Source organism: Thermosipho globiformans, from assembly GCF_003990895.1.
Classification (GTDB): Bacteria; Thermotogota; Thermotogae; order Thermotogales; family Fervidobacteriaceae; genus Thermosipho; species Thermosipho japonicus.
The window spans coordinates 1-917 of the sequence record NZ_BHXD01000041.1 but is presented as its reverse complement, the minus strand read 5'-3'; the positions used below and the strand labels follow the sequence as shown (position 1 = coordinate 917).

The following is a 917-nucleotide window of genomic DNA, read 5'->3' as shown; positions in this document are numbered from 1 at the left end:
GAATAGAGGTGAAGAATAATGAGATATGGGATGTTAAAAGAAACAAATTATGGATTTGAAGAAGCAATATCAAAAATAAATGTCGAATTGCAAAAAGAAGGATTTGGGATTTTAGCAAGAATAGATTTAAACGAGAAATTTAAATCAAGATTGGGGGGTATAGAATTTAAAAAGTATACGATTTTAGAAGCATGTAATCCAAAGAATGCTCACAAAGCAATATTAGCAGAGGAAAATGTAGGTTTATTTTTGCCATGTAACATAATAGTGTATGAAAAAGGTGAAAAAACAGTGGTTGTTGCAATAAGACCAACAATAGCAATGGAAGCCACAGAAAATAAAAAAGTTTTTGAAATAGCTAAAGAGATAGAAGAAGCTTTAACGAGAGTTATAAAAAGGATTTGAAGAAAGGAGATGAAATTATAATGCACAGTTGGGGTTGGTCATGTTTTAGGCCGTTTGGTTTTGGAGGATATAGTTTAATAGGATTAATTATAAGTTTAATATTTTTAATAATATTTCTTATGTTGATTTATTTTGTAATAAAAAAATATTTTTTAATAGGGGCTTTGGTATTAAAAATGAAGATTATGATGTATTAAAGATATTAAATGAGAGGTTGGTCAAAGGTGAGATCACAGAGGAAGAGTATATCAAAAAGAAGGAATTAATTTTAAAAAAATTGAAGTGAGGTGATTTAGTATGATGATATTATTTGTAGTAATAATAATATTTATCGTCTGGTATTTTATAAAAAATCCTGAAACAGCAAAAAAATTGGGAAATTTCCAAAATAGTACAGGAGATGAAAAAAGAGAAGCATTAAAAATATTAAATGAGAAATTCGTAAATGGTGAAATTACAGAAGAGGAATATTTAAGAAAAAAGAAACTTATTGAATAGGAGGTCGAAAGTAT

Annotated in this window: 3 protein-coding genes; all 3 read left to right on the top strand. The window is 27.3% G+C overall.

Going from position 1 to position 917, the window contains the following annotated elements; all coding sequences use genetic code 11:
• The first annotated feature begins 18 nt into the window (after positions 1-18).
• The 3 genes from EO083_RS09735 (at position 19) to EO083_RS09725 (ending at position 903) form a co-directional block, all read left to right on the top strand.
• Positions 19-405 carry a DUF302 domain-containing protein gene (locus tag EO083_RS09735; RefSeq protein ID WP_126994255.1) on the top strand — a complete coding sequence of 129 codons (387 nt, stop codon included), beginning with the start codon at positions 19-21 and terminating at the stop codon, positions 403-405.
• A gap of 214 nt (positions 406-619) precedes the next feature.
• The gene (locus EO083_RS10085; RefSeq protein ID WP_241230043.1) at positions 620-691 is read left to right on the top strand and encodes a hypothetical protein; all 72 of its coding nucleotides are present in this window, start codon (positions 620-622) and stop codon (positions 689-691) included.
• An 11-nt stretch (positions 692-702) separates the two neighbouring features.
• Positions 703-903, top strand: coding sequence for an SHOCT domain-containing protein (locus EO083_RS09725; RefSeq protein WP_241230042.1), 201 nt, complete (start codon positions 703-705; stop codon positions 901-903).
• Positions 904-917 lie beyond the last annotated feature (14 nt).

Coding starts and splice junctions, on each gene's coding strand:
- EO083_RS09725 (WP_241230042.1), top strand. CDS start 703: ATGATGATATTATTTGTAGTAATAATAATATTTATCGTCTGGTATTTT.
- EO083_RS09735 (WP_126994255.1), top strand. CDS start 19: ATGAGATATGGGATGTTAAAAGAAACAAATTATGGATTTGAAGAAGCA.